The sequence below is a fragment of the Chryseobacterium sp. FR054 genome, from assembly GCF_056844565.1.
This window is the reverse complement of sequence record NZ_JBXDSA010000001.1, coordinates 1,443,085-1,463,551: the sequence shown is the minus strand read 5'-3', so window position 1 is coordinate 1,463,551 and position 20,467 is coordinate 1,443,085. Positions and strand designations below refer to the sequence as shown.

Annotated in this window: 18 protein-coding genes; 6 read left to right on the top strand and 12 right to left on the bottom strand. The window is 39.6% G+C overall.

Annotation, left to right across the window (positions count from 1 at the left end):
• Positions 1–13 precede the first annotated feature (13 nt).
• The 4 genes from mgtE to AC106S_RS06650 form a co-directional block, all read right to left on the bottom strand.
• Positions 14–1,360, bottom strand: a complete 1,347-nt coding sequence (gene mgtE, locus AC106S_RS06665; protein ID WP_482438300.1) for a magnesium transporter — start codon at positions 1,358–1,360, stop codon at positions 14–16.
• A 147-nt stretch (positions 1,361–1,507) separates the two neighbouring features.
• A complete protein-coding gene (locus AC106S_RS06660) occupies positions 1,508–1,672 on the bottom strand; it encodes a bacteriocin-like protein (protein WP_482438299.1) in 165 nt (54 codons plus the stop codon).
• 19 nt (positions 1,673–1,691) lie between these two features.
• On the bottom strand, positions 1,692–1,841 hold the full coding sequence (locus AC106S_RS06655; RefSeq protein ID WP_482438298.1) for a bacteriocin-like protein: 150 nt from the start codon (positions 1,839–1,841) through the stop codon (positions 1,692–1,694).
• Between the two features lie 248 nt (positions 1,842–2,089).
• Entirely contained in the window at positions 2,090–2,641 is a 552-nt protein-coding gene (locus tag AC106S_RS06650; protein ID WP_482438297.1) for a pyruvate decarboxylase, read from the bottom strand.
• A 173-nt stretch (positions 2,642–2,814) separates the two neighbouring features.
• On the opposite strand from AC106S_RS06650, the gene rpsO reads away from it, so the two are divergent.
• Positions 2,815–3,084: a 30S ribosomal protein S15 gene (gene rpsO / locus AC106S_RS06645; RefSeq protein WP_062696685.1), complete on the top strand. Its 270-nt coding sequence runs from the start codon at positions 2,815–2,817 to the stop codon at positions 3,082–3,084.
• Positions 3,085–3,293: 209 nt separating this feature from the next.
• On the top strand, positions 3,294–4,436 hold the full coding sequence (locus tag AC106S_RS06640) for an acyloxyacyl hydrolase (protein ID WP_482438296.1): 1,143 nt from the start codon (positions 3,294–3,296) through the stop codon (positions 4,434–4,436).
• Positions 4,437–4,486: 50 nt separating this feature from the next.
• Here AC106S_RS06640 and AC106S_RS06635 read toward each other — a convergent pair whose 3' ends face one another.
• Positions 4,487–4,690 (bottom strand): DUF4260 family protein, encoded by a 204-nt coding sequence (locus AC106S_RS06635; protein WP_482438295.1) that lies wholly within the window; start codon positions 4,688–4,690, stop codon positions 4,487–4,489.
• Positions 4,691–4,975: 285 nt separating this feature from the next.
• Positions 4,976–6,397, bottom strand: coding sequence for a sugar MFS transporter (locus AC106S_RS06630; protein ID WP_482438294.1), 1,422 nt, complete (start codon positions 6,395–6,397; stop codon positions 4,976–4,978).
• A 444-nt stretch (positions 6,398–6,841) separates the two neighbouring features.
• Here AC106S_RS06630 and AC106S_RS06625 point away from each other — a divergent pair, with 444 nt between their 5' ends.
• The 3 genes from AC106S_RS06625 to AC106S_RS06615 all read left to right on the top strand — a co-directional run bounded on the left by AC106S_RS06625 (position 6,842) and on the right by AC106S_RS06615 (position 11,185).
• Entirely contained in the window at positions 6,842–9,067 is a 2,226-nt protein-coding gene (locus tag AC106S_RS06625) for a polyribonucleotide nucleotidyltransferase (protein ID WP_482438293.1), read from the top strand.
• A gap of 113 nt (positions 9,068–9,180) precedes the next feature.
• Positions 9,181–9,909 (top strand): WG repeat-containing protein, encoded by a 729-nt coding sequence (locus AC106S_RS06620; RefSeq protein ID WP_482438292.1) that lies wholly within the window; start codon positions 9,181–9,183, stop codon positions 9,907–9,909.
• A gap of 4 nt (positions 9,910–9,913) precedes the next feature.
• Positions 9,914–11,185, top strand: coding sequence for an outer membrane protein assembly factor BamB family protein (locus AC106S_RS06615; RefSeq protein WP_482438291.1), 1,272 nt, complete (start codon positions 9,914–9,916; stop codon positions 11,183–11,185).
• A gap of 238 nt (positions 11,186–11,423) precedes the next feature.
• On the opposite strand, the gene AC106S_RS06610 is transcribed toward AC106S_RS06615, so the two are convergent.
• From AC106S_RS06610 to AC106S_RS06585, 6 genes are all read right to left on the bottom strand, one after another.
• Positions 11,424–13,832, bottom strand: coding sequence for a TonB-dependent receptor domain-containing protein (locus tag AC106S_RS06610; RefSeq protein ID WP_482438290.1), 2,409 nt, complete (start codon positions 13,830–13,832; stop codon positions 11,424–11,426).
• Positions 13,833–13,837: 5 nt separating this feature from the next.
• Positions 13,838–14,278, bottom strand: a complete 441-nt coding sequence (locus AC106S_RS06605) for a MarR family winged helix-turn-helix transcriptional regulator (RefSeq protein WP_482438289.1) — start codon at positions 14,276–14,278, stop codon at positions 13,838–13,840.
• A 744-nt stretch (positions 14,279–15,022) separates the two neighbouring features.
• Positions 15,023–18,196, bottom strand: coding sequence for a M1 family aminopeptidase (locus tag AC106S_RS06600; protein WP_482438288.1), 3,174 nt, complete (start codon positions 18,194–18,196; stop codon positions 15,023–15,025).
• Positions 18,197–18,198: 2 nt separating this feature from the next.
• On the bottom strand, positions 18,199–19,071 hold the full coding sequence (locus AC106S_RS06595; protein WP_482438287.1) for an ABC transporter ATP-binding protein: 873 nt from the start codon (positions 19,069–19,071) through the stop codon (positions 18,199–18,201).
• A gap of 141 nt (positions 19,072–19,212) precedes the next feature.
• Positions 19,213–19,416, bottom strand: a complete 204-nt coding sequence (locus AC106S_RS06590; protein WP_045494476.1) for a helix-turn-helix domain-containing protein — start codon at positions 19,414–19,416, stop codon at positions 19,213–19,215.
• A gap of 1 nt (position 19,417) precedes the next feature.
• Positions 19,418–19,933 carry a DUF2975 domain-containing protein gene (locus tag AC106S_RS06585; protein ID WP_482438286.1) on the bottom strand — a complete coding sequence of 172 codons (516 nt, stop codon included), beginning with the start codon at positions 19,931–19,933 and terminating at the stop codon, positions 19,418–19,420.
• Positions 19,934–20,101: 168 nt separating this feature from the next.
• Between AC106S_RS06585 and AC106S_RS06580 the strand changes: the two genes are divergently transcribed.
• The gene (locus AC106S_RS06580) at positions 20,102–20,446 is read left to right on the top strand and encodes a TfoX/Sxy family protein (RefSeq protein ID WP_482438285.1); all 345 of its coding nucleotides are present in this window, start codon (positions 20,102–20,104) and stop codon (positions 20,444–20,446) included.
• Positions 20,447–20,467: the final 21 nt, after the last annotated feature.

Here is a 20,467-nt window from a genome sequence, read left to right as displayed (position 1 = left end):
ATGATGCCTAAAATTACAAAAGTTTTCCGGTAAGGAAAAGTCCGGCTACGGAAAAATAAATGATAAGCCCGGTTACATCTACCAAAGTGGCTACAAACGGAGCGGAAGAAGTGGCAGGGTCAAGATTTAGTTTTTTAAGGATAAAAGGCACCATAGAACCGGAGAGTGTTCCCCAAAGTACAATCATTACTAAGGAAACGCCTACACTTAAACCTACGAAAGGCCAGTATTGCCCGTAATTGAAAAACCCTGCTTCGTGCCAGATCATAATTCTCAGGAATCCGATGATTCCAAGAATCCCGCCGAGGAAAAGCCCGGTAAAGATTTCTTTCCTCATCACATACCACCAGTCCTTTAATCCGATCTCCTGAAGGGCCATAGCTCTGATGATCAGCGTTGCAGCCTGGGAACCGGAGTTTCCTCCACTGGAAATAATCAGCGGAACAAATAAAGCCAGGACTACGGCTTTCTGGATTTCATCTTCAAAATATCCCATTGCAGAAGCGGTAAGCATCTCGGAGAAAAACAGAATGATCAGCCAGGTTCCTCTTTTTTTGACCATTTCCATCAGGGAAGTCTGTGTATAGGGAACATCAAGGGCTTCAAGACCCCCGAATTTCTGAATATCTTCCGTATTCTGCTGCTCAATCTGATCGAGAATATCATCAATTGTCACAATACCCACCAGAACACCGGCTTCAGTAATAATGGGTAATGCTGTTCGGTCGTACTTTTCAAAGTAGGTTACGGCATCTTCTTTACTCGTAGTGGTGGTTATGGCTACAAAATGATTGTCGGTGATCTCGGAGATCAGAGTATCTTCTTCAGCCAGAAGAAGGCTTCCCAGAGCAATATCATCAATAAGCCGGTTTCTTTCATCCACCACGTAGAGGTGGTTCATGGTTTCCACTCTTTTTCCTACCTTTTTTATTTGCTGAAGGCATCGCTTTACAGTCCATTCCTTACGGATCTGGATGTAGTAAGGTGTCATCAGACGGGCAATGGAATCGGAGTTGTAACCCAGAAGTTTCAGAGCGATTCTTCTTTCCTGGGGATTCAGATGATTGATAGAGTACTTGATCAGTTCATCCGGAAAATCCTCAAAGAGGGCAGTCCTGTCATCCGGTGTCATGGCATTCAGAATTTCAGAAACCTCATCGCTTCCGATACTTCTGATGGTATCTTCCTGAAAATCCGGATCAAGATGGGAAAAAACTTCCGCTTTATATTCTTTCGGAACCTTCAGAAACGCCAGCAGCCTTTCATCAGCAGGCAGTCCGCTGAGAGTCTCGGCAATATCGGCAGGATTGAAGATAAGTTCGTCTCTGGAATTCAAAACGTGAAATTTTTGGATATGCAAAAATAATTCAATTTTTTAAAACAGGACAACAAAGTGATAAAATTAAGGATTAATTAAAGTTCAAAAACCTTTATAACAGTGTATTGGAAAATAAAAAAACACCCGCCGGAGCGGATGTCAGAAAAATTAAATTTCAAAATCTCTGGATTATTCCAGTATCGGTCCGCATAAAGGATAAGGGGAGGGCATACACATGCCGCCGTCACAACATTCCCCGAATCCGCACTGCGTATGGGTCTGACATTTTTTTAAAGGACCGCCGCCGTTAATCTCCTGAAGCCCTTTTCTGCTAAGTTTTTTTAGATTTTTCATAACTGTCGGAGAATTTAGATCAGGCTTCAATACAGATATACGGTTTACAGGCTCCGTCACAGCACCAGCCCACAGTACATGGTACCGTTTCGCTGCATCTTTTGATGGCTCCGCCATTGATCTGCTTCTGCTGATCTCTCGTGATTTTCTTTAGATTTGAATTTTTCATATGATGTAGATTTAATGCTATACTAAAATAAGAAAAATTCCCATATTATTCACCAGATGATGAAAATATTTAATTATGAATCAGAATGTTGTACGTTTTTTTTGATTTTCGATATAAAATAAAAGGAAAGATTTCAAATAGAAAGAAATATCAGGATTTTATCATACAGCTATAAATTGAGTATTGACCAGTGCCGCTGAATTGAGCATTGACACTCTCAGCATACTATGAATTACAGACTGTACCAATTACAGCTCAACTCCCTCAGCATATTTAAGCTTGCGGAGTTTTTTTAGAATTCCTTTTATGGCACCTTCTGTTCCTATTTTAATGGAGTTTTCGGTAGAACCTAAAAGACGCATGTTTTTACGGTAGGTATCATAATCGGTTTCTGTTACCAGGTTGCCAACGGCATCAAAAAGTTTCATGCTGACTACCACCTGATTGGAGAATACGTATTTACCGATACCCACTTTAAAGTATTTTACTTTGGGAACAACCGCAAAATCAGCATCGTTATTGACGCAGTAATCGGTGATGGTTTGCTTTTCGATCGTATCAAAAGGAATCTGGACTCCGGCTCTGAGCATTTTGTTTTTCCGGTTGCTGAAATTGTCTGAAACGGCACTGAAAAAAGCCAGATTGGTGAGTTCTTTAATTTCCTCAATATCAGGTTCCACCTCAGGATTAAAGTATAAAACCTTTTTTGCTTTATCGTCGCTGTTTTTCTGCGCCTTTACTGAAGTAAAACCGATGAGGAGAAAAGTGCTGACTGCTGTAAAAAATATAATTTTTTTCATTTGTAATTCGTATGCAAAAATACGGCCTTTTAACAGGATGACATAAAATTTATTAAGAAATTTTTAACATTTTTTTCTATCAATTTTGATATATGAAATCGATAATGTTTGCAGAATCAAAAAATAGTCGTAATTTTGCACCCGTTACATAATAATCATTAAACAATATTGGAATGTACTTAACAACAGAAAAAAAGCAGGAAATTTTCGCAAAACACGGAAAATCTGCACAAGACACAGGAAGTGCTGAAGGACAGATTGCACTTTTCACTTTCAGAATCAACCACCTTTCAGGTCACTTAAAAGGGAACCACAAAGATTTCAACACAGAGAAATCTCTTGTTAAGCTGGTAGGTAAAAGAAAAAGATTACTGGATTATCTTAAAAATAAAGATATCGCAAGATACAGAGCGATTATCGCTGAACTAGGTTTAAGAAAATAGTCTATAAAAATTTTCAAAGACAAAGCAACTTCAGAAGAAGTTGCTTTTTTTTGTTTACAGATGAAAAAAATTAATGCAATTTTATTAAAAAGGTATAATAATGAATTATGCAATGATTTTAATGGTTTTTTAATTTTTTTTAGTTAATTAATGTTTTAGATTTGTGGATTTTAAATCCATTACCCGTTTTGAAACATTTTTATCTGTTTATGATCTTAGTGCCGGCATTCTGTATGGCACAGGAAAAAGATTCGCTGCATAAAAGCACTCTGGCGTTTTCTGCCGGCGCTGAATACGGAAAAGTGCTGGCTACCAATATACATCTGAAAAGTTATGAACATAAAGATTATGCGGCATATTCTTTTCAGCTGCTTAAACAGACCACAGGTACCAGAGACTGGGAAAAACAGTTTAATTATCCTCAGTACGGTATAGGGGTTTTGGCGCTTGATTTTCTTCATAACAGACAAATGGGAAGCCCCTTTGCCGTTTACGGAATATATAATGCGAAGATCAGGCAGTGGGGACCACTGAAATGGTATCACCACGTTAATTTCGGAATATCCTTCAATTCCAGTCCGTTTGATATTGATAAGGAGTATTACAATACATCGGTAAGTTCTAAAACCAATATGTTCATCAGTGTGGGAACAGGAATGTACTATGAGCTGGGAAAGTATTTTGATATCGGGCTTAATGTAAAATTCAATCATCTTTCCAACGGCGGCTTAAAAATTCCCAATAAAGGCTTAAATACCTGGGCTCCGCAGCTTAGCCTGGTGTACTATCCGGAACGTGCAGCGCTGCCGGAAACACGAGGAAATAAATATACACCGTATGATAAGTACAATACTTTTGAAGTATCTGTTTTCGGAGGCAGGAAAAATGCATTTTACAGAGGCGATCACCGTGAAGATCTCAGGCTGTACGAAGGCTACAACTATTCTGTGTACGGTGCTGAAGCATTTTATATGCGGCAGTATTCTGCAAAATCAGCGTACGGAATAGGGGTAGGCGTTACGATGGATGAGCAGTATAATCATCAGATGTATGTTTCAGACAGTACATTATATCAGAAAAAAAGGTTTTCAGATGATCGGGTTTTACTGAGTGTCATTCCTTCTTACAGATTGATGATGGGAAAATTATCCGTTAATATCGGAGCTGGATATTATGTCTTTAAAAAACAGCGGGAATATGATGATGATGCTTTTTTTCAGAGAATAGGACTGCAGTATCAGATCACAGACCGTTTTTTCGCCTCATTCGGAATCAATGCCTACAACTTCCATGTTGCCAATTATCTTGAATGGAAACTGGGATATACCTTTTCTAAAAAAGTAAGAAAATAGCTTTTTCCGGGAACAAGCCGCTTTTACAATTAAAGATAACTGTACCCGGACTACGTTTTATTTTTCCCGATCTTTCCCAGAGGGGTATTCTGAAAACTGTCCGGATACTTCAGTCCATAGCCCGGCAAGCGGTCAAAAGCAGAATGAGAAAACAAAATGGCCCCGGCTGTCTGCAGATAGGGAAGAGAAAAAACTTCCCCCAAAAGATAAACGGCAATGGTCACTCCAAACTGATGGAACAGTTTATAGAACAATGCCCCTGTTTTATTATTGATCAGATAGATATCCCAGCATGGAAAGGTCAGGAGCAAAAAAGAGCTGCAAACCACCACCAGGAATATTCCGTCCGCGAAAATGCAAGGATCCCTAAGACTGAAAATGCTGCGTACTCAGGTTTTAACTGGGCTTTCATAGGACCTGAAGGTTTAAACGATATATTAGAATAAGTAGAATTTTCCGGAGGGAAGTTACCCGCTGCATATTTTAAAAAGAAAGCGGAACACCTGAGTATTCCGCTATATTTTTTATATCACTGATTTTTAATGTCCGGATTTCGATTCCGTACTTTGAACGTGGCTGAGATACTTGGTGCAGTAAATTCCGAATATCAGAATCACCAGATAACAGAATACAGGAATGATAAATGAATGCTGAACCCCGAACTGATCCGCAAGATATCCCTGGAAAATAGGAACAATGGCACCGCCAAGAATAGCCATAACCACCAGAGACGACCCCTGGCTGGTATATTTACCTAATCCTGAAATCGCTAAAGTATAGATATTGGAGAACATAATGGAGTTGAATATCCCGATTCCTAAAATACTGTACATCGCCAGTTCTCCGTGGTTTACCATAGCAGAGATCAGCAGAAGGACATTCACGGATGCAAAGATGGAAAGAGTTCTTGCGGGAGCTGCTTTACCGATAAAGAAAGCAATGAAATTCAGCACAATGAATACCAGAAAGAAACTGATCTGAGCAAAACTCAGATTCACAATACTGAAGATGACCAGGAATACAGCACCTGCCGCTCCCAGCATATAGAGGGCTTTTTTCTCCTGGCTTAGTGACTGATTCAGGGAAATAGCCCCGAGGAAACGTCCGATCATCGCGCCTCCCCAGTATAAGGCAAGATAATTTTTACTGATTACCTCTGTGAAATTCATGATCTGTGGCTGTTCCAGGAAGCTGATGATAAAACTTCCTACGGCTACTTCACCGCCTACATAACAGAACATGGCAAAAACACCGAATTTCAGATGACTGAACTGAAGCGCTCCCCAGCCTTTTACAATTTCCTCTTCTCCCATCCGGAATGAAGGAAGTTTCACTCTGGAGATCAGTAGGCCTACCAGAAGCAGTATTCCTGCAAAGATCAGATAAGGGATTCTTGTGGCAACAGCGCTGAAAGAGCCGTCCGGAGCCGAGAAAAACTCGAAGATCAGATGCCCGCCGAGTACCGGGGCAATCGTTGTTCCGAAGGCATTGAAAGCCTGCGTCATATTCAGACGGCTGGATGCGGATTCCTCGCTTCCCAATAAAGAAACATAGGCGTTGGCTGTGATCTGTAATACCGTAAAACCGAGCCCGAGAATAAATAACGCACCTAAAAATAAAGGATAGTAGGAGAACGTAGCCGCCGGATAAAATAATACACAGCCCAGGGCCGCCAGAAGGATTCCAAATAAAATTCCCTTTTTATATCCTAATTTATTGATGGGATCTCCTTTGGAAATGGAAATCAGGAAATAAATCAGCGATCCGATAAAATAAGCTCCGAAAAAACAGAACTGTACCAGCATCGATTCGAAAAAGGTGAGTTTGAAAAGCTGCTTCAGATACGGGATAAGAATATCATTCATGCAGGTAATGAATCCCCACATGAAAAAAAGCAGGGTGATGGTGATCAGCGGAACAGTATAATTCCTGTTCTGCGGCTGTACTTCTTTATTGGTCATAAACATTTATTTAATATGAAAAAGCCTGTTAAACTTATTCAGTTGATTTTTCGTCTGCAGCATATTTTTGTGAGAAGCGGGGCAAAGATAAGACGGTATCTTATTTTTCTGCAACTTCTCCACTGCTTTATACTATTAAAAGCATAGTTTGATCTTTTAAAACTTTATTTACACTTTTTGAGACAATAATACAAAAACAGCATGATTTTTTCCTACATAATTTTGGAAAAAATATTTTTTTACCTTCAGAATGATCGGCAGGTTTAACTTTTCACACAAACAGCTACTATTTGTTAAGATGTGACCGTTCTTTTTTCTGATCTCATATAGGATTTTGAAACTGAAAATTCAATATATCATTATTATATACTACCTTTGCAAACGAAAATTTAAAGAGTTTAAATATTAATCATACTCAATACGGAGTATAAAGAAGACAAATTTATGAGTATACCTCAGGCGTTTACAGAAACGGTTGTCCTTGCAGACGGCAGGGAAATCACTATTGAAACAGGGAAGCTGGCCAAGCAGGCAGACGGATCTGTTGTTGTAAAATGTGGCGGAACAATGCTTTTAGCAACCGTTGTAGCCAATAAAGAAGCCAACCCGGGAGTGGATTTCTTACCACTTACAGTTGATTACAGAGAGAAATTTTATGCAGGAGGAAGAATTCCTGGAAACTTTTTCAGAAGAGAGGCTAAGCCTTCTGATGATGAAGTTCTTACAATGAGATTGGTGGACAGAGTACTTCGTCCGTTATTCCCTGAAGATTTCCATGCGGAAGTACAGGTAATGATCTCCCTGATCTCTTATGATAAAGAAGTAATGCCGGAAGCACTGGCAGGTCTTGCAGCTTCTGCTGCGATTGCGATTACCGATATTCCTTTCAACGGACCAATGTCTGAAGCAAGAGTAGTAAGAATCGATGGCCAGCTGGCGGTAAACCCAAGCTATGAAAACCTGTTAAAATCAGATATCGATATTATGGTGGGAGCTACCAAAGATTCCATCGTAATGGTAGAAGGGGAAATGAAGGAGATCTCCGAGCAGGAAATGCTTGAAGCGATCAACTTCGCTCACGCAGAAATCAAAAAACAGATCGAAGCTCAGGAAAGACTGGCGGCGAAAGTAGGAAAATCCTTCCCTAAAAGAGAATATTCCCACGAAGATCACGATGAGGAGATCCGTGAGAAAGTATGGAAAGAATGCTACGATAAAGTGTATGAAGTAGCGAAAACCCCTTCCAACAAAGAAGAAAGAGGAGAGAAGTTCAAAGCGGTTCTTGAAGAATTCCTGGCACAGTATGCTGAAGATGAAGAAGAGCTGGCAAGAGTAACTCCTTTCGTTAAAGTATATTATCATGATGTAGAGAAAGAAGCAATGCGTCAGATGATCCTTGAAGACAATATCCGTCTTGACGGCCGTGATCCTCAGACGATCCGTCCGATCTGGTCAGAAATCGACTATCTTCCGGGAGCACACGGTTCAGCGATCTTTACAAGAGGAGAAACTCAGTCTCTTACTGCTGTAACCTTAGGTTCTGTGAAAGACGCAAACATGATCGACAGCGTAATCTCGCAGCACGATGAGAAATTCTTCCTTCACTACAACTTCCCTCCGTTCTCTACCGGAGAGGCAAGACCTTTAAGAGGAACTTCAAGAAGAGAAGTAGGACACGGAAACCTTGCTCAAAGAGCATTAACAGCCGTTATCCCTGCTGAAAACCCATATACCATCAGAATTGTTTCCGATATTTTGGAATCCAACGGTTCATCTTCAATGGCAACCGTTTGTGCAGGAACATTAGCATTAATGGATGCAGGTGTAAAAATCACAAAACCGGTTTCAGGAATCGCGATGGGATTGATCACAGATGCCAAATCAGGTAAATTCACTGTTCTTTCAGATATCTTGGGAGACGAAGATCACCTGGGAGATATGGACTTTAAAGTAACAGGTACCGCAGACGGGATCACCGCTTGCCAGATGGATATCAAGATCCAGGGGCTTTCTATGGACATCATGGAAAAAGCGTTAATGCAGGCTAAAGACGGAAGACTTCACATCCTGAACAAAATTACCGAAACTATTTCTGAACCAAGAGCAGACGTGAAGCCTCACGCTCCGAAAATGGTGGTTATGGAAATTCCAAAAGACTTTATCGGTGCAGTAATCGGGCCTGGAGGAAAGATCATCCAGCAGATGCAGAAAGATACGGATACGGTGATCGCTATCGAAGAGATCGGAGAAATCGGACGTATCGAAATTGCCGGTACAGACCGAGAGAAGATCAACGCTGCGGTGGCGAAGATCAACGAAATCACTTTCGTTCCGGTAATAGGAGAAGTATACAAAGGAAAAGTAGTGAAAGTAATGGACTTCGGAGCTTTCGTTGCTATTGCTAAAGGTACCGAAGGACTTCTTCACATCTCTGAAATAGAGTGGAAGCGTCTGGATAAAGTTCCTTATGCGGAAGGTGATGAAGTGGAAGTGAAGTTCATGGGTTACGATGACCGTAAGAAAATGAAACTTTCAAGAAAAGTGCTTTTACCAAGACCTCCGAAACCGGAAGGAAAACCAAGACCGGAAGGCGGACAGAGACCGGATGGAGGGCAAAGACCTCAGGCTGAAAAGCCGGTGGAAAACCAGAATCCTTCAACAGAAGCTTAAGATTAATTCTTATATACATAGAATCCCTCAATTTGAGGGATTTTTTTTTGTTAAAAGCCTGAAATAATGAATATTTCACCTGATTTTGTTTTATCTTTAGCCAAAACAGAGCAATGAGAATCATATTGTTAAGCAGCATAATCGTAATGATGGCCTGCCAGCCTAAAAATAAAGAAGAAAATCAGGCACGTCCGGCCGCTCAGGCAGAAACGGTAAAAACGATGCCGGAAAATAAAGGAGATTACGGTACCCAGGTAAAAGGACACTACAATAAAACAGATGATGCATGGATCAGTGAAGATCCTTTTTACGAAACCGTTCATTTTGAGGGTTCTGATTTTGCAAGTATAAAGAGACTTACGGATAATGAAGACGAACCGAACATGGGGCTTATCAGTAAACAGGGAAAAATAATGGTGTCTACCAAGTACGACGGAATCGCTGTTGGGTTTACCGATGGTTTCTGTCAGGTAGCTTTGGGCCAGAACTGGGGCTTGGTGAATGATAAGGGAGAAGAGATTCTGAAGCCTTTGTATGGAGATATTATGGCCGAAAAAGACGGGATTTTCAGGATCTCAAAAGATAACAAATATGGATTTGCCGATAAGACGGGGAAAATATTGGTTGAGCCCAAATATGAATCGGTGGATTATGCAGGAAGCGGGCTGTTTTTCTTTATGAAAGAACCGGCACGCTGGGGACTTAAAAATTTCAGAGAAGAAATAATTGTTCAGCCCGAATTTACCTTTACCAACGATTTTGTTGATGGAAAAGTGGTTCTGCAGAAATCAGGCGGTGAAGAATATACCGTGTATACGGATGGGAGAGTCGTTAAAAAATAATGGTATGAAAAAAATATTTCTGTTATGCTGTACCGCTGCCATTCTGTCAGGCTGCCATTCTACCGGAAAAAAAGAACCCGCAGTAAAGGTTCCCAATGAAACGCTGATCGTCTCATCAAAAGGAAAATTATTCAATTTTAACCTGGAAACCGGAAAACTGACGTGGCAGTATGTATCAAAGGAAGACACCCTGTCCAATCAAAACCGGTTTACTTTCGATACGGAATCTGTTTATATGCCTTTTGAAAGCGGAAGGCTGGTTTCAGTACAGATTGTTTCGGGAAAAGTAAAATGGAATAACAGCTATAAAGATGCTCCTGATGAAATTATTGAAGGGGGAATTTCTGAAGACGGAACCATTATAACGGAAAATTCAGAAAGGTATCTGGGGCCTGTTTTTATGTCAAAGCCTTTACGGTACGATGATAAATTATATATTGCCTCCGCGGGAAATCCTCAGGTTTTCAGATCCCGGTTTTATGTCATTAATGCTAAAGACGGAACCAGCTTTTCTACCGATAACAATTCCACCAATTACAACTATTATCAGCCGGTGGAAAACAATAAAAACATCTATCTCAATTCTGCGGTTTATCTTGATCTGCATTATAAAGAAGGTACCTCTGCAAGCAACGGAATGTATGAAGATGCTCCTTTTCCCGATCCTCTGTATGTTCAGATGCAGGCTTCCGGAAACCTTCTGTTCTTAGGAGATGAAAAAGGAAAATTCTATGCATTGGCCGTAGAGGAAAAAGGATTGACAAAAGGTGGGGATATTACAGACCCTAAAAATAATTTTACCGACAGAAAAGATATTTTTGAGTGGACCTACCAGTCGGAAAAATACCCGCGCCTGGGAGATGATCAGACCGCCCTGGCTGATGATTTCCTAATAGTCTGTAAAAAAAGCGATGACGGAAACAAAATGGCCTTAATTGCTCTGGATTCAAAGTCAGGAAAAGAAAAATGGATGTTTGAGCCTCGGGGAATGATCAAAAACTGGCAGCTTACCGGTCAGCATGAAATAACAGGATATACCGCAGATAAAATTTTTGTCATAGACCTGAAAGGGAAAACAACTTTTGAGATCCCGGTTGATTCCTCACTTTACCCGGTTTCCAATATTGAGATCAATGCGAAAAAACAGTTGATTTATATTACCGGAAAAGGAATTGTATCTGTGGATAGAGAAAAAAAGAAAATGAAACTGATGATTTCACATACTTTCTATCCAAGCTCTTCACCTTTAAACCAGATTAAATATTTTAATAAATAGGCTTTTTTACAGGACATTGAAAGTCTGAAATAAGTCTTTTAAATTCATTTAAACTTAGCCGGAAAAAGAGAAAATTTTGTTTTAAACACTTGAGTTCACTTAGAAAGTTTAAGAGAATATCTCACAGTTTAATAAAAGAGGTTGAACAGACTTAATAAAAGAAACTTATTTTTTCTCATATAAAAAACCTTACAGACGATCCTGTAAGGTTTAATCTTATCATTTGTAAATTAAATAATTACGCTCCGATTCTCTGTTTCAGATCATCCGCACCGCCAGTCTTTCTCGGCTGTCCGTTTTTCGAGGAACCAAAATTATAGGTATAGGAAAGCGTAATGACCCGGCTGTCTCTTTTTACATCAAAATTCTCTACATAATTATTGAAAACGACCTGGGCTTTTTGATTGCTGGTAAAAAATACATCGTTGAAAGCCAGTTTCAGTGTACTGTTATTGCTGAATTTTTTCTGTGCCCCAATATTCAGGTACCAGTTCGGCTGAACGTCCATATACGCATAAACTTCCCTCGCTCTGTAATTTCCTGTAAGTTCTGCTGTAAAACCGTTTCCTAATTTAAATGAATGAATGCTGTTAATATTGAAAGTGAAATTTCCTTTATTATTGATCTGCGTTTCCGAAACATTTCCTGTATATAATCCGTAATAGAAATTAGCACTGTTGTTCATTTCCCACCATTTCGTCACTTTTACCGGAGCGATCAGATAAAGTCCGTAATAAGTTGCTGCACTTATGTTTTCGATGGTTTGAACTGTAATATTCTTCCCGTTTTCCACCACAGGCTTTATCACATCCGTAATATTGTCGGAAGTTCTGCTGTAACTTAACGTAGCAAAATATTTATTGCTCAGGCTGTAAGTGAATTCATAATTCATTGTGGTCTGTGGGTCCAGATCTGGGTTTCCGGCCCGGTAGGTGGTAGGGTCCAGGTAGAATTTAAAAGGATTCAGCTGATTGTAGCTCGGCCGGGTGATCCTTCTGCTGAAATTGACTTCCAGGCTGCTTTTATCCGTCAGATTATAAGAAAATACAGCACTTGGGAAAAGCTGGGTGTAATTCTTTTTATTAACCTGATTGGTCGTCAGCTGGGTTCCTTTTACATTGGTATTTTCAGCTCTCAGCCCGAAAACAGCACTGAACTTTTCCCATTTCTTCGATACGTTTCCATAAGCAGCATTAATGTTTTCCTCATAAATGAAATGATTGGTTTTATTCACATCCAATACCGGATTTCCTGAGCTGGCATCAAAAAACTGCAGATCATTATCTGCCTTTACAAAGCTTACTTTGGCTCCGGCTTCTATTTTCCAGTCGTTTTTAAGGTTTTTCGAAAGATCAGATTTTAAAGAATAAATATTAAGGTTCCCGCCAATATCCCCCTGCAGAATGTCAAGTCTGTTTTCTGCTGCCGAATAAGTTCTGGTTTCAAAATTCTGGAGAGAAGTATTGGAATAGTTGATATAATCGAAATCGGTTGTCAGCTCTGATCCCAATGAATCAATCGTATACTTATGATTCAGATTGAACGAAATATTTTTCCAATGGTCATGAGAACGGTTCTGAGTGGTGAAATTACTTTCAGGAAGATGATTATTGCCCAATACAATACTGGAATTGTCACCTTTCGGGTCAAATTTATTGCTTACAAATCCGGCGGAAAAACCTAAGATATTTTTATCATTCAGGTAATAATCCATTCCGGCTCTGGCAATGTGGTTTCTGAAATTAAGCTTCATAAAATTGTCCTGTACATAAGCGCTTTGAAAAACACCGTCCTCATAAAAATTTCTGTCGAGTTTCAGATGATTGTAAAATTCACGGTAAGCGAAGCTGTAATTGGCAAATATATTCAGTTTTTTATTCCGGTGATTAAGGCTGATGCTGTTGTTGTTCTTGATAAATTTTCCGGTTCCCAATGAGGTGGAAATGGTTCCGTTCGTCCCTTTTCTCTGATCTTTTTTAAGCCTGATATTGATAATGGAAGTTCCGGCTGCATCATATTTGGATGAAGGATTGGTGATAAACTCTATTTTTTCCACGGTGGAAGAGGGGATACCCCGTAGATAAGCTGCCAGGTCGGTTCCGGACATCGGAGTATTCTTTCCGTCGATCTGAATGAGAAGATTTCCCTTTCCGCGAAGGCTGATGTTATCATTGCTGTCTATATTCACCCCGGGTGCTTTTTCCAGAACTTCAAAGGCTGAATTTCCGGTGCTTGCAATGCTGTTTTCCACATTCAGGATCATTTTACCGTCCTGCCTTTCAATATAAGGCTTTGCTTTTGTGATGGTAACTCCTTCAATGGACTTTACATTCAGATCAATTGAAGGCAGGGTTTTATTTTCTGTTAAAGCAATATCTCCGGACTGATAGACTTCAGCTCCATTTTTGCTGATCTTCAGCTGATAATTTCCTGCCTGAAGACCGTTAAAGCTGAATTTTCCGCTGGCATCTGCAATCTCAGTTTTGATTAGTTGATGGTCCGGGCTGAGCAGGTTAATTTCCATCTGTTCCGGTTTCTCAGAATTGATATTTCCTGAAAGAGAATAATTCTGTAAAGTCTGGGCAGAAAGCGGGCTGCTCATCAAAGCTATTACCCAGGTTAATAAAAATAAAAATATTCGGATCATGGTATTTATTTTTTAGTGTTAAGACAGTTTTCTGAAATATTAAGCATCGCTGAATTCACTATTTCCAGTTCCTCATGGCCAATGCCTTCTAATGCTGTGGTCCGGTTACCTTCCACAAGTTTCTGGACATCCTTAATGATTTTTTTCCCGGAATCGGTGACTTCCAGGTTGGTTTTTCTGCGGTCTTCAGGATGTACATTACGGATGATATATTCTGATTTTACAAGCAGATCTATGATCCTGGTTACCGAAGCTTTATCCTTGAATACCAGATCACCAATCTCATTCTGGGTAATTCCCGGATTTTCCAGAATGGCTTTAATAATAAGCCACTGATCGATGGTAATCGTAAATCCGTGGGCTTTCAGCTGGCGTTGCGCGTAATTTCTGTAAGACCTGATCGCTTTATCGATATTGTAAAATATAATTGAATTTAATTTTTCCATGATTTTAAAATTTAAATAAAATGATTTATCAATTATTGATATATCAATTAATTAGTAAAATGTATTTTTATTTTGTTACAGGAAGATGAAAATATTTTTTTGTAATAATTGAAAAAGCAGCTGTATGATGAGGATATAGCTGGTTTTATGTGATATTTGTATGTTTTTCTCTCGTGGATTTGCGGATGTTTTTCTTCGAATTTTCAGATAATATGGAATTTTTTGTTGGTTTAACGCGATGGCACAAAGCTTTAATTATTATACTGCTTTTAAGGCGCAGGAAAATCAAAGATTTTCAGCAAGTTTTGTAATATAGTCGAAAGCCAATCCGCCGCTTCATCCGATCAACGGAGTTGATTCTACACTTTGCACCCTTAAAATCAACATTGCCTATGCATTGAACATTGCGTTCCAAAAAATACAGTTATCACATTGATAAAATTTGAGTTCCCCACAGATTCCACAAATCCCACTGATATTTATAAGTGTTTTTATCTTGCAGATCATGCTGATAACGCAGATGTCTTTTAATTATAATGATAAAACATATATAAGTACGCTTAAATAAAAACCTAACAGGTCTCAAAGACCTGTTAGGTTTATTTAAAAAATAACTTAAGTATCTAAAATCTTTTGTGCCTCGTTGTGGTTAAAATAATTTCCCACAGATTCCTCAGATAACACAGATATTGTGAATATTTATGGTCTCGCCGATTTTTCAGATGATGCAGATTCTTTCATTCCTTATATCGTTTTAAATAAAGTATCAATCTTCTTTTTAGTTGCAGCATCAGGAGAAACTCTGTAAAATTCATTGAGTAAATCCAGTGATGATGGCTTCTTAGGATATGGATTGTTTCGTAAAAAGTTTTTTAACGCAGTATTCACTTTATCTTCACCTATCAGCTCACTCAGTTTTACCATAGCCACAGCACCTTTGGAGTAGGAAATGTGAGGAGTATCTCCGGTAGCTCTGTAAATAGGAAGATCTTCAGACAGTCCTTTTTCATTATCGTAAATCTGCCGATGTACGCTGAGTCTTTCTTCCATCTTTTCGCTGCCATGCATTTTTTTATAAAGCATCATTTCGGTATACATGGCCAGGGTTTCTGTAAGCATTACTGAACCTTCCCTGTCATCGGGATTGATCCGGCTGTTTCCCCACCACAGATGGGAGAGCTCATGTCCGGCCAGCTCATTAATGACATCCTGTTCTTTATCTGCACGAATATTGGCATGGAAAACCATATTTTCAGGCATGAAAACCGCGGATGGATAAGCAGTGGCGGCAAAACCTCCGGTAAAAGAGGAAATTTCTGCAAAATTCACCGTTTTAAAAGGATATTTTCCAAAATTCTGAATACAGTAATCTAAAGTGAGCTGTGCATTGTTGAGAAGGTGATCTGCATTTTCAAAGTGCTTGTCATGATAAAAGAGGTTGATGGCAATTCCTTTATAATAAACAGTTTTCAAAAGGTAAGAAGCAGAGGAAACGGCAAATCTGAACGGAATCTGATAGGCACGGTACTGAAAATAGCTTCTTCCCGAATGGGCCCATTTTTTTACCAGATCTCCTGTTCCGATTGCGGTTTGGCCCGCTTCAGTGGAAACGGTCATATCAAGATCGATAAAATCATTTTTGAAAACCTCCGGTGCTTCCGGTTTTTTCAGAGGAGACAGTTTCCCCAGGCTGTTTTTTTTCCGTAAATGTTCATCCTGAATTTCATAATCTTTCTGATAGCCTATTAATGGATAATACCTGCTGATTCTCATGAAAGAACCATTTTCTATGATGGCATTGAAAGATTGATGGCCATTCACAGCATACCAGCGGTAATTAAGCTTAAAATGAAGAAAAGCGGTATCTCCCGGTTGTAAAGGATGTTTCAACAGGATTTCCGGTTGGGTTTCTGTAATTTTTATGGTTTCGTTTCCGGTTTTTAAAAGAGCCGATTCTGTTTTCAGATCTGAATTGAAATTGATCAGGATTCTGTCAATCGGTTTTCCGGATAGATTGGCCAGTGTATATGTTCCTGTGATCTGATACGAATTTTGGGAAGGAAATAATTGTATTTCAGTGGTAACATTCGTAATTTCCGGCTGAGGAAGATTTTCGTATGAGTGAAACTTTTTTTCGTATTGAACAGAGCGTGCCATATTTTCCTCTTTATTTTCAGGAATATAGCCTTTCATAAAAGATATTCCGGTCCGGATCCCTGAGATAAGTAGTAGCGCAGTGAAGATAAGCGATAAAGTATTGGACTTTCCGGTTTTTATCCATTGGTTCAGACTCCACAAAACCATAATAATTCCTGCTCCGAATAACAATCTTTCTGAAAAGGCAGCTGTATAAACGCCATATCCGTTAAAATCACTGTAAGTTCCTTTAAAATCTGAGAAAATTCTGAAGAGAGGATAAGGGATGAGTTTCCCGGAAACCGGCCCGGCCAGCATGAAAACTGCCAGAACAGAAATTCCCAGGGCAATAAATTTATTCCGGATCCGGTCATTGATCAGCAGAATAAATCCTGAAAAAAGGATAACCGGAAAGGTATTGAACAGGAAAACCCCGAAATAAGCATTCCAGTCGATATGCAGATAGTTATAAACGGTCTGGAATATAATCCCTTCCATAATCAGAACAATGGTGAAGAAGAATATCAGTACGGAAATAGAAAGAAAATGTCCGGCAAGCCTGTTTTTGGAAAGGAAAGTACTGTTCTCAATCAGAGAAAATCCCGATGAGCTGCTCCGCCAGTAGAGGTCGTTGATAAAATAAGCGGTAACCAGCAGTCCGAAAAAATGAAAGTTTTCTGAAATGGTTGTGGCCATCAGTCCGGATCCTGCATATTTCTGCGGAAGGCGGATTCCCTTTTCAATTTCGGCATACATTTCCATTCCGACTGCAAATACTAAAAGGATAACAACGGCGGGAACAACGATACTTTTAAAAAGATAGATCAGGTCAATTTTCGCATAGGAAAGAACAGACTTAAAAGAGGCTGCACGGCCGAAATGCTGTGAAGAAATAACAGGATCAGGAATAGCTATTTTTGATTTTTCCGGTAAAACTGAAGTAATTTTCTTTGTTTTTCCATGTTTTGAGGCATTACTAAACGAAAACAGACGATGGGTTAAAAACAGGAATGTCCCGGAGATACATATAAATAGGATTCTGTTCCATAACAAGTATCCAGTGAACGGAACAAGCAATGTATTTTTCTGATCAACAGAGAATTTTCCGGCTTCAAAAAAGTAGGAAGACAACCCGAAAGGATCCAGAAGTGCTGAGATCTGCTGGGCTTCCGGCGACTGTGGCAGGCTCCCTGCCATAAATGGTGATCTGGAAAAAATCAGCACAACCATATAGGCTACATACAGCAAAAGTCCTCCTGCTACGGTCATCAGCTTTTTCTTTGAGGTAAACGAGACAAAAAACAGAAAACTGCAGACCAGAAAGCTGTTCAGCATTCCGAAGATCAGTAATGGATAAAGAGAGTACATCAGATTGAATCCCGGCAGCATTTCACTTCCGGAACGGGTCATCTGACCTGCTGTAAATCCTGTGATCAGAAGGATAAAACTGATAAAGGTCTGAGTAAAATAACCTGCAAATTTTCCGTTCAGGTAAGTAATTTCTGTCAGCGGAAATGAAAAAAGCACCTGGTCAAACCTGGAATCATGATCTTTAAAAAGCATCTGGACAGCATAGATCACCGCGAAAAATATAATGGAAAGACTTAGCATCCCAATCATAAAACCCGTGGTATAGGCAGAATTCAGATAGATTCCTTTTCCGGCGGACAGATTGAACCGGCTGCCGCAGAATACACCCAGCAAGATCAGGATCAGGGATATAAGATAGGCTGGCCAGTGCCTGATGATGCGTCCGGCTTCAAATAAAAACAGGGTGTTCATGGCTAAATTTTTTGGGTGAGAGAATGAAAGTAAACGTGCTCCAGTAAAGGCGTTACAGGATGAAATTCTTCAGGCTGTTCTTCGGAAAATACGGTGATGTGCAGTTCTCTTTCTATGAGCTGTCTGCTGATCACTTCATGGCTGGATTGGTAACTTTCCAGTTCATTTTTACTGATGGGTTTGCTCCAGACCCTGTTTTCCAGCCCGGAAATTAATTCGGAAGGTTTTCCCTGTTTCAGAATTTGCCCCTGGTTCATAATGGCCATTTCAGAGCAGAGGTTTCTTACATCTTCTACCAGATGGGTGGAAAGAATGACAATAACGTCCCGGCTGATATCGTTCAGCAGGGAATTGAAGCGGTTGCGTTCTTCAGGATCGAGGCCTGCTGTGGGCTCATCAACGATAATGATCTTTGGGTTTCCTAAAAGGGCCTGGGCTACCCCGAACCGCTGCTTCATTCCTCCTGAAAAAGTATGAACCTCTTTTTTTATAAAGTCTGAAAGATTGACTTTTTCAAGCAGGTTCAAAATCTGGTTTTTGCGCTCTGAACGGCCTGTAATACCTTTTAAAACGGCGATATGTTCCAGAAGATCATACGCGGAAACTTTAGGATATACTCCGAAGTCCTGTGGAAGAAATCCGAGATTCTTCTTGATGTAATCCGGGTCTTTGGCGACATCATTTCCGTTGAAAATGACAGTTCCGGAAGTCGGTTTCTGAAGTCCTACAATGGTTTTCATTAACGAAGATTTTCCGGCACCGTTAGGGCCAAGCAGCCCGAACATTCCGTTCTGTACCCCGAGCGTGATGTCCTTTACGGCCTGAAACCCATTTTTGTAGGTAAGGCTGAGGTGGTTGATGGATAAAGTATTCATAGGTTTGGGTTTGGATAACAGGAGAGTGGGTAACCCTTTTTAGGATTACTTCGGTATAAGACGGATTTGAAATAAAAGAGTGCGGACTCTTAGAGATTAAACTGAAATTTAAATAAAATCTGATATTTTTATAAGGTACAGTTATTCCTTATATTCAAGGATGTCTCCCGGCTGGCATTCGAGGATTTTACAGATGGCTTCCAGGGTATCAAAACGCACCCCTTTTGCTTTTCCTGTTTTCAGAATGGATAGGTTCACGGGGGTGATGCCTAATTTTTCTGCCAGTTCTTTACTCTGCATTTTCCTTTTGGCAAGCATTACATCTAAATTGACTATGATCGGCATATTATATAAACAGGTCTTGTTCGTTTTGCAAATGTAGCCCTTGCTTAAAGATATTCGCAAGAAACAGACAGAAAATTCCAAGCATAAAGTGAATAAACACCAGTCCCCATATCATACTTTCCACTTCCACGAAGAAACTTGCGGTAATCACCACGGGAAGCGGAACAAAAATATTATACAGGTAAAATCTTTTAAGCTGAAGGATATTTTCTCTTGTAAACAGTTTAGCCTGGAAAAATACCCTGAAAACTTTAGCGGAAAGCCAGAAAAAAATACCATAGGAAATCAGCACCAGTAGAAATGAGAAAATAATGTAGGCATAATTATTTTCAATATTCAAAAAAGGCTGTTCCGTGAAAGGATAGTTAATGTGAAGAAACTTTCCATCTTTATAAGGTGTGACAGCGGAACCTGTGGACAGGCACAGCCCTGAGTATATTCCTGTAAGAAGGTACCCGCCGGAAAGAATGAGGCAGATGTAATACAAGACCTTCGAAATAATTTTAGTCTGGTTCATGGCAATAAACATAAGTTGATATTGCAAATGTATAATTAATTATCGTAAAACAATAATTATTTTAAATAAAATTTTATTTTCATAAAAAGCTACTGATGAAATAACGGAGAGGAAATATTGTTCTGACGGCTGTTTTTAATTAACTTTAATTAATAAAAAAATAAGATCATGGCTTATAATCCTGAACTTGCGGACAGGGTAAGGGAATGGCTTGCTGCAGTAGAGGATATTGAGGTTGAAGAGAAAAAAATGTTTGGAGGATTGGCTTTTCTGGTGAACGGGAAAATGTGCATCAATATCAGCCACGATAATCTGATGTGCCGCTATAACCCGGAGCTGGAGGAGGAAGCTTCGGAAAAAGCAGGTTTTCTCCCCATGATCATGAGAGGGAAACAGCTTCAGGAGTATTGTTATGTAGAGCCCATCGGTTTTCAGAAACCTGCGGATTTTGAATACTGGATGAAACTCTGCCTTGAATATAATCCAATGGCTAAATCTTCAAAGAGAAAGTAAAGAACTCAAATTTTGTCTGTA

Coding starts and splice junctions, on each gene's coding strand:
- AC106S_RS06660 (WP_482438299.1), bottom strand. CDS start 1,672: ATGAAAAATCTAAAAAAACTTAGCAGAAAAGGGCTTCAGGAGATTAAC.
- AC106S_RS06655 (WP_482438298.1), bottom strand. CDS start 1,841: ATGAAAAATTCAAATCTAAAGAAAATCACGAGAGATCAGCAGAAGCAG.
- AC106S_RS06650 (WP_482438297.1), bottom strand. CDS start 2,641: ATGAAAAAAATTATATTTTTTACAGCAGTCAGCACTTTTCTCCTCATC.
- rpsO (WP_062696685.1), top strand. CDS start 2,815: ATGTACTTAACAACAGAAAAAAAGCAGGAAATTTTCGCAAAACACGGA.
- AC106S_RS06640 (WP_482438296.1), top strand. CDS start 3,294: ATGATCTTAGTGCCGGCATTCTGTATGGCACAGGAAAAAGATTCGCTG.
- AC106S_RS06630 (WP_482438294.1), bottom strand. CDS start 6,397: ATGACCAATAAAGAAGTACAGCCGCAGAACAGGAATTATACTGTTCCG.
- AC106S_RS06625 (WP_482438293.1), top strand. CDS start 6,842: ATGAGTATACCTCAGGCGTTTACAGAAACGGTTGTCCTTGCAGACGGC.
- AC106S_RS06620 (WP_482438292.1), top strand. CDS start 9,181: ATGAGAATCATATTGTTAAGCAGCATAATCGTAATGATGGCCTGCCAG.
- AC106S_RS06615 (WP_482438291.1), top strand. CDS start 9,914: ATGAAAAAAATATTTCTGTTATGCTGTACCGCTGCCATTCTGTCAGGC.
- AC106S_RS06610 (WP_482438290.1), bottom strand. CDS start 13,832: ATGATCCGAATATTTTTATTTTTATTAACCTGGGTAATAGCTTTGATG.
- AC106S_RS06605 (WP_482438289.1), bottom strand. CDS start 14,278: ATGGAAAAATTAAATTCAATTATATTTTACAATATCGATAAAGCGATC.
- AC106S_RS06600 (WP_482438288.1), bottom strand. CDS start 18,196: ATGAACACCCTGTTTTTATTTGAAGCCGGACGCATCATCAGGCACTGG.
- AC106S_RS06595 (WP_482438287.1), bottom strand. CDS start 19,071: ATGAATACTTTATCCATCAACCACCTCAGCCTTACCTACAAAAATGGG.
- AC106S_RS06590 (WP_045494476.1), bottom strand. CDS start 19,416: ATGCCGATCATAGTCAATTTAGATGTAATGCTTGCCAAAAGGAAAATG.
- AC106S_RS06585 (WP_482438286.1), bottom strand. CDS start 19,933: ATGAACCAGACTAAAATTATTTCGAAGGTCTTGTATTACATCTGCCTC.
- AC106S_RS06580 (WP_482438285.1), top strand. CDS start 20,102: ATGGCTTATAATCCTGAACTTGCGGACAGGGTAAGGGAATGGCTTGCT.